6 protein-coding genes and 1 pseudogene are annotated in these 7,537 nt (G+C 68.0%); 3 read left to right on the top strand and 4 right to left on the bottom strand.

What is annotated here, in order from left to right:
- From U9980_RS00955 to U9980_RS00945, 3 genes are all read right to left on the bottom strand, one after another.
- Nucleotides 1-792, bottom strand: a 792-nt coding sequence (locus U9980_RS00955; protein WP_322766266.1) for an NUDIX hydrolase, incomplete at its 3' end; no start/stop codon positions are given.
- 3 nt (nucleotides 793-795) lie between these two features.
- A complete protein-coding gene (locus U9980_RS00950; RefSeq protein ID WP_322766265.1) occupies nucleotides 796-1,302 on the bottom strand; it encodes a RidA family protein in 507 nt (168 codons plus the stop codon).
- Complete coding sequence (locus U9980_RS00945; RefSeq protein WP_322747694.1) at nucleotides 1,299-1,466, bottom strand: DUF4177 domain-containing protein; 168 nt, start codon at nucleotides 1,464-1,466, stop codon at nucleotides 1,299-1,301. The genes U9980_RS00950 and U9980_RS00945 overlap by 4 nt, the downstream gene beginning before the upstream one ends.
- Nucleotides 1,467-1,648: 182 nt before the next feature.
- Between U9980_RS00945 and U9980_RS00940 the strand changes: the two are divergent.
- Together U9980_RS00940 and U9980_RS00935 are read left to right on the top strand one after the other, a co-directional pair.
- Nucleotides 1,649-2,667, top strand: a pseudogene (locus tag U9980_RS00940) (ArsA-related P-loop ATPase).
- A 14-nt stretch (nucleotides 2,668-2,681) separates the two neighbouring features.
- Nucleotides 2,682-3,884, top strand: coding sequence for an ArsA family ATPase (locus U9980_RS00935; protein WP_322766264.1), 1,203 nt, complete (start codon nucleotides 2,682-2,684; stop codon nucleotides 3,882-3,884).
- Between the two features lie 440 nt (nucleotides 3,885-4,324).
- Here the strand turns inward: U9980_RS00935 and U9980_RS00930 are convergent, their stop codons facing one another.
- Nucleotides 4,325-4,681 (bottom strand): WhiB family transcriptional regulator, encoded by a 357-nt coding sequence (locus U9980_RS00930; RefSeq protein ID WP_322747691.1) that lies wholly within the window; start codon nucleotides 4,679-4,681, stop codon nucleotides 4,325-4,327.
- Between the two features lie 383 nt (nucleotides 4,682-5,064).
- Between U9980_RS00930 and U9980_RS00925 the strand changes: the two genes are divergently transcribed.
- Nucleotides 5,065-7,537, top strand: a 2,473-nt coding sequence (locus U9980_RS00925; RefSeq protein ID WP_416210103.1) for a penicillin-binding protein, incomplete at its 3' end; no start/stop codon positions are given.

Genomic DNA, 7,537 nt, shown 5'->3' with positions numbered 1-7,537 from the left:
GGCAGCCGTCAGGACCGCCTCGACGCTGTCGTAACCGACCAGCTCGCCGAGGGTGTACGCAGTTGGTGGCATGAGGTTCAGCCGGTCCGCGATGAATTCCTCGAGCGCCGCCGCCGGCGACGTCCACAGCAACCGGTCGGACTCGCCGGGGATCTGGCGGGTCCGCTGTGTGGCCGGCATCGCCGCGACGAAGAACCAGGTGTCGTACCGGCGGGGTTCGACCTCGGGCGTGATCCAGCGTGCCCACGGACGGATCAGGTCGACTCGCACGCCGAGACCGCGGCGGGCCAGCACGGCGGCGAGGTTGGTAGTTCTGCTCTCCAGAGCGACGCGGTCAGCCTCCCAGCTCGGGTCGCTGACGTCGGCGGATGTGCCCCCGTCCGGTCCCGCGAGCAGGACACCGCTCTCCTCGAACGTCTCGCGTACCGCCGCGCAGACCAGTGCCCGGGCCAGCGCAGGTTCGGCCCCGGGCGGCAATGTCGCCTCCGCAGCGCCGAATCGGTCCAGCTTGGCGTCGCCGTCCGCCTGGTCGACCGTCCCGCCCGGAAAGACGTACATGCCGGCGGCAAAGGCCATCGTGGACACCCTGCGCAGCAGGCAGATCTCGACCCCGCAGGCGCCCGGCCCGCCGCGGGCGGGACGCAGGAGTACCACCGTGGCGGCGGCGCGGGCAGGTGCCGGTGTGTCGAGACCGGGGCGGTAGGACCGCGCCGCTTCGACGAGGCTGGCCGGCAGCCGCTGGGGCAGGCGCCGGAGCTCGTCCTCGGTCACTCCGTTCGTCGGATCCGCCATTCGTCAGATGTTAGAACAGATGGTGGCGACCAGCTCGATCTCGACCGGGGCGCCCAGCGGCAGGACGGCCACGCCCACGGCGGAGCGAGCATGGCGTCCGGCTTCGCCGAACAGTGCCGCGAGCAGCTCGCTCGCGCCGTTGACCACCGCCGGTTGGCCGGTGAAGGCGCGCACGCTGGAGACGAAGCCGACGACCTTGACGATTCCGCTGATGGCGTCGAGACCGCCGGCCACCGCGGCCGCGGCCGCAAGCGCGTTCAGCGCGCAGACGCGGGCCAGCTCGGCGGCGCGCTCGGGGGTGATCAGGCCGCCGTCGACCACTGCGCCGACCGGGCCGTGGTCGGTGAGCGTGCCGTCCACCAGCGGCAGTTGCCCGGCTGTCCACACCAGATCGCCGTGGCGACGGGCCGGCACGTACGCGCCCGCCGGCACGGGTACCGCTGGCAGCGCCAGGCCGAGCGCGGCCAGACGCTGCGACGGGGTGGCCGCTGCGGCGTCCGCGGGCGTCATCTCGCCGAGGCGTTCGTGGGGCGCTTGAAGTAGGCGACCAGGCTCTCCGGGTTGGGGCCGGGCACGACCTGGACGAGCTCCCAACCGTCCGTCCCCCAGCTGTCGAGGATCTGCTTGGTCATGTGGATCAGTAGCGGGGCTGTCGCGTACTCCCAGGTCGTCATGACACGAGACCTTAATGGTCTATCGCCGGGACATGGCGGAACGTAGCGGCGGACATGAGGTCCGAGCGCCACGCATCCGTCGTGCATCCGTCGTGCATCCGCCTGCATCCGCCGGGAAGGGGCCGGCCAGGCCGGGTACGGTCGTCGGTGTGACGCCGCAGGACACCGTGCCGCCGGACACCGTGCCGCCGGATGCCGTGCCGCCGGAGGTCGCCCGAGGGCCGTGGTCGTGCCGCCTGCATGTGGTCACCGGCAAGGGTGGTACCGGCAAGACGACCGCCGCCGGCGCGCTCGCGGTTGCCCTCGCCACCGGCGGTCGGCGGGTGCTGCTCACCGAGGTCGAGGGGCGTCAGCAGATCGCGCAGCTGTTCGACACCCCGCCGCTGCCCTACGCCGAGCGTAAGGTGGCAAGCGCTCCCGGTGGCGGTGAGGTGTTCGCGCTCGCCATCGACGCGGAAGAGGCGCTGCTGGAATACCTGGAGATGTTCTACAACCTGCGCCGCGCAGGCAAGGCGCTTGGCAAGATCGGCGCCATCGACTTCGCCACCACGATCGCGCCCGGGGTCCGCGATGTGCTGCTCACCGGCAAGGTGAAGGAAGCGGTGAACCGTCCGGACGCGACCCGTTCCGGCGGCAAGGCATATGACGCCGTCGTTCTTGACGCGCCGCCGACCGGTCGGATCGCCGGTTTCTCAACGTGAGCGCAGAGGTTGCCGGACTGGCAAAGGTGGGTCCGATCCGTACCCAGGCCGACAGCGTGATGGCGGTGATGCGATCCGCTACCACAGCCGTGCACTTCGTCACCCTGCTCGAGGAGATGCCGATCCAGGAGACGGTGGACGGGGTCGCCGAGTTGAAAACCGCGGGCCTCGCGGTCGGTGGCGTTATCGTGAACATGATCCGGAAGCCGTTACTGGCGGCCGAGGACATCGAGCGGGCCGGCACCGATAAATTGGATCTTGAGGAACTGGCGGCGGGCGTGAAGGAGGCCGGCATTCTGCCGAGCGCCGAGCTGATCGGCGCTCTCGCGACCGAGGCGGCCCAGCACGCGCGCCGGGTGCGGCTGGAGACGGCCGAACGGGCTGAAGTCGAGGCGCTGGGCCGTCCCGTCTACGAGCTGCCCCTGGTTGCCGATGGAGTGGATGTCGGTGTGATCTACCAGTTTGCCGAGCTGCTGCGCACACAGCGGATGGTCGGATAACGCGGATGGATGGGATGAGCGGGACGCACAGGCAGCCCTCACAGCGGCCGTTGCCCGCGCCGCCGCTGCCGGTACCGCCGTTGGATGTCGATGCGATGCTTGACAGTGAGAAGATCATTGTTTGCTGCGGATCGGGTGGCGTCGGGAAGACCACCATCGCCGCGGCGCTGGCCCTGCGCGCGGCGGAACAGGGCCGCCAGGTGGTCGTCCTGACGATCGACCCGGCGCGTCGATTGGCACAGTCCATGGGCCTGACGGAGTTGGACAACATTCCGCGGGAGGTCGCCGGGGTCGACCGATCGGCCGGTGGCCGCCTCGACGCGATGATGCTCGACATGAAAAGGACGTTTGATGAGATCGTCCTGGTCCACGCAACTCCGGAGCGGGCCCGGCAGCTGCTCGACAATCCATTTTACCAGTCGTTGTCGTCATCCTTTGCCGGCACCCAGGAATACATGGCGATGGAGAAGCTCGGCCAGTTGGACGCGACGGGAGACTGGGATCTCATCGTCGTCGACACCCCGCCGACCCGGTCGGCTCTGGACTTCCTCGACGCGCCCACCCGGCTGGGAGCATTTCTGGACGGTCGACTGCTCCGCCTGTTGCTCGCCCCGGCGAAGGCCGGGGGGAAGATGTACCTGAAAGTCGTCGGGGTCGGGCTCGGCGTGTTCGGCAAGATCCTGACCAGGATTGTCGGTGCGCAGCTCCTGGCGGATGTCAGTCAGTTCGTGGCGGCCATGGAAACCATGTTCGGCGGTTTTCGCCAGCGCGCCGAGCAGACATACCAGTTGTTGGGCGCGCCCGGCACCTCATTTGTCGTGGTCGCCGCGCCCGAGGCTGCCGCCCTGCGGGAGGCGTCCTACTTTGTCGACCGGCTGGATTCGGACGGAATGCCGCTGGCGGGCCTCGTCATCAATCGGGTTCACCCGGTGCGCCGCGGGGCCCGCGGGCTGACCGTGGAACGCAGCCTCGCCGCGGCGGAAACACTTGTCGAGCACGCCGAGCATCCGCTGGCAGCGGCGGTATTGCGGGTCCACGCGGAAAGAGTACGGCTGTCCACTCGCGAGAACCGGTTGCGCGAGCGTTTCACCAGCGCGCATCCTGACACGCCGCTGGTCGAGGTCGATGCGCTCGCCGGAGATGTTCACGATCTTGCTGGACTACGCGAGGTCGGTGCCGCGCTCGTCGGGGAGTACGTTCTCCACCATGCCGGCTGACCTGATCAAGGGCCGGCGATAGCGGACGCGGCGTCGCAGGACGGAGGCTGAAGTCCCCGGAACGCTGTCGGGCCAAAGGGCGCGCGACGATCGTCAGATCGCGCGCCCGGAGGCTGAAGTCCCCGGAACGCTGTCGGGCCTCCCGGGACGCCGTCATCGAGAAGTTGTCTCTTCGGGGGCGTCGCCATCCCGCGCACCTCACCGGGGTGTGATAATGAGGTGCGAGGGACGAGTCGGAGGCTGGATCGTCAGACTGGGGGCTAGGGTCCGTCCGATGGATATTGGTCGATGTGGGCGATGATCCAGAAGGCGGCCCGCGAGGCGGAGGAGGAGCCGATAGTGGTGTTCTATCGGTGACGACGACAACGTGGCGGGGCGCCTTCTGGGCATTGATCCGCGTGATCGAAGATCCATCGGACAGACCCTAAGTGCGGACGGTCCTAACCCGCGGAGGCGGTCCCATGATGGGCACGCGCGTCTGCGAGCAGCTTCCGCCAGGACGCGACATCGGGCCGCCGCCGCAGAAGTGCGCGGCGTTCCCGTTCAGTCATGCCGCCCCAGACTCCGAATTCGACTCGGTTGTCAAGGGCGTCGGCGAGGCATTCGGTCCGAACGACGCATCCAAAGCAACGGGTTTTCACCCGATTCTGCGCGGCACCCTGGACGAAGAGATCGTCGGGGTCCAGATCGCGGCAGGCCGCGTTCGCTGTCCAGTCGCCGTCGACGGTCGAGCCGATCAGCTGGGTTGTGCTGGCACGTCGTGCGGCACTGGTGCGGGTAGCCAGGCTGCTGGTCATGCCACCTGCCTTTCTTCTCGAGTCCGGGTCAGGGGGCCCGTGCGGGTGGTGACGTGGCTTCGCCCGAAACCGTACGGAGCGCCCTTGCCACGGCACAGACCCCACACGGGTGGTTGTCCAAATGACCCGTCCGGGCCATTGATCCGGGTCGCGAATGTGGTGCGTTCTGTCACTGGTTCGTGTCGTCCGCGTGACAGTCACGTGTCTGGCGGCTGGGGTCATAGGCTTGTGCCGATTGCGCGGCCGAGTGGTCGCGAGGGGGGCCCGTTTGGAGGTTCCCGGACGTGACAGCGACGACGGAGTCACACCGTCGGTATCCGGAGCCTCCGGCCGGTTCCGGTCGTTCCGGCACCGCCAGGCGCGGCGCACCCGCCGGCGGTCGCATGCCGGCGAGGCCCCGGACGCTTCGGTCGCGGGTCCGGACAGCTGTCGGCCGGGCCGCGCGATTCGTGATCATCGCTGGGCTGGCCGGCGTCCTGCTTGCCTTCGTGGCGGTGCCGTTCGCGGCTCTGGTGGGTCTGACGGCCAAGGGCGGGGCCGACTCGTTCCTGGAGCTGCCGGCGAATCTCACCGTTCCGCCGTTGCCCCAGGCCTCTCGCATGCTGGATTCCCAGGGAAATGTGATCGGGTACCTGCGGGGTGAGCAGGACCGGGAGATCGTGGCACTTGACCAGGTGCCGATGGTGATGCGTCAGGCAATCATCGACATTGAGGACTCCCGTTTCTACGAACACACCGGCCTTGATTACAAGGGATTGATCCGGGCCTATGTAACCAACCAGGAATCCGGTTCGGTCACGCAGGGTGGCTCCACTCTTACGCAGCAGTACGTGAAGAACGTCCTGCTCCAGGCCGCGACCACCAGGGAGACGAAAGAGGCCGCGACCGAACAAACGGTCAAGCGAAAGCTTCGTGAAGCGCGTTACGCGTTGTACCTCGAGGACCACCTGAACAAGGATCAGATTCTCGAACGGTATCTGAACATAGCGTACTTCGGGGACGGCGCCTACGGTGTGCAGACCGCGGCGAAACATTACTTCAACGTGGACGTGAGTCAGCTCACCCTCCCGCAGGCGGCAGTGCTGGCCGGCCTGGTGAAGAATCCCACGGCCTATAATCCGGTGCTGCATCCGCAGGCTGCGACCGTCCGCCGTGACATCGTCCTGGAGCGTATGCACGAACTCGGCCATCTCAGCGACGGCCAACTGAGCGAAACCCGGGCAATGCCCTTGAAGCTGAACCGCCCGCCCCAGGCGGTAGACCCCTGCCAGCTGTCGTCGGTTCCGTTCTTCTGTGCCTATGTCCGGCGCACCCTGCTCGCGGACGACCGGTTCGGCGCGACCCGGGCGGACCGTGAGCGGTTGTTGTTTGAAGGCGGTCTGACGATCCGTACCACGCTCAATCCGGTTGCCCAGGCCGCTGCGCAGAACGCCGTGACCGGGGTTCTGCCGCCGGGTAACCGGGTCGCCGCGGGTGTGGCGATGATCCAGCCTGGTACCGGAAAGGTGCTGGCGCTGGCCGTCAACCGGGTCTACGGACCGTCCTCGGACGGGCTGGCGCCGGATCGGACCACCGACTTCACCCACACAAAGCAGATCATTCCGCTCGAGGAGACCTCGTTCTCACCGGGGTCGACCTTCAAGGTCTTCACCCTGGCGGCGGCCATTGAGAAGGGGATGCCGCTGGGCACGACGTATTACTCGCCGGTGTGCTATCACTCGAATGTCTTCAACAATCCTCGGGCAGAGGGGAGCACGCGGGCGAGCCCCGCGGACTGCTTCGGCAACGCCGACCCCACCGAGGCCGGTCTGTACTCGATGACGACGGCAACCTGGCATTCGGTGAACACCTACTACATCCAGCTCGCGGAGAATGTCGGCATCCAGAACACCGCCGAGATGGCGCGCAGGCTCGGTGTGACGTCGTGCCGGGTGCAGGATCAGACGCCGACTCTCAGCCAGCGCTGCCCGTCCGGCGGTATCGGATCGCGCGACGGTTCGGCCGTCCTCGGTTCCAACGAGATCTCCACGATGGACCTGGCGACCGCCTACGCCACGCTCGCAGCTCGTGGCGTCCGCTGCGATCCACAACCGTTTGAATCGATTACTCAGCGGGTCGGAGGTACGGACCGGCCGGTCACCTACACGACGCCCCAGGCGTGCCGCCAGGTGCTCGCGCCGGACGTTGCGGACAAGGTCACCTCGGTACTGGAGGGGGTCATCCTGCACGGGACCGGGGCGAAAAACGCGCAGATCGGCAGACCTGCGGCCGGCAAGACCGGGACGGCGCAGGGCTTCAGTACCGCGTCGTTCGCCGGCTACATCCCGCAGCTCTCCGTCGCGGTGACCCTCGCGGACCCCCGGTCGCCCACGACCTACCCGCTGCGCAACGTGCAGGGCCTCAACCAGGTCTACGGCGGTGACCTGCCCGCCGCGGCGTGGGCGAGAACCATGCGCGGCACGATCGACGGGCTCAACCTGCCGGTCGCGGCCATGCCCGCTCCCGACGACAGCGAACCCAATCCACCCAAGGAGATGCTGCCCGATGTCGTCGGTCAGAACGTTCTTCTGGCGCGGGTGCTGTTGACCGCGCAGGGTTTCCGGGTGACGGTCCAGCAGGTCGACAACCCGGCGGCGGCGGGTACGGTGCTGGCGATGAATCCGTCGGGCGGCCAGGATGTCGAGGCTGGCTCGAACGTGGTGCTGATGGTCTCGCAGGGTCCTGACTCCCAGCCCCGATCGGACGGCGGCGCAACCTCAACCCTGTCGCCGGGCGCGGCGACGGTGCCCACTCAACAGCCCGCGACGGTGACTCCGAGCCCGACGCGCAGGCGAGGCAAGAGCCTCTTCGACGTGC

The sequence above is a fragment of the Protofrankia sp. Cr1 genome (assembly GCF_963555865.1).
Lineage (GTDB): Bacteria > Actinomycetota > Actinomycetes > Frankiales > Frankiaceae > Protofrankia.
The sequence above is the reverse complement of the archived record's forward strand: the minus strand, read 5'-3'. Positions and strand labels throughout refer to the sequence as shown.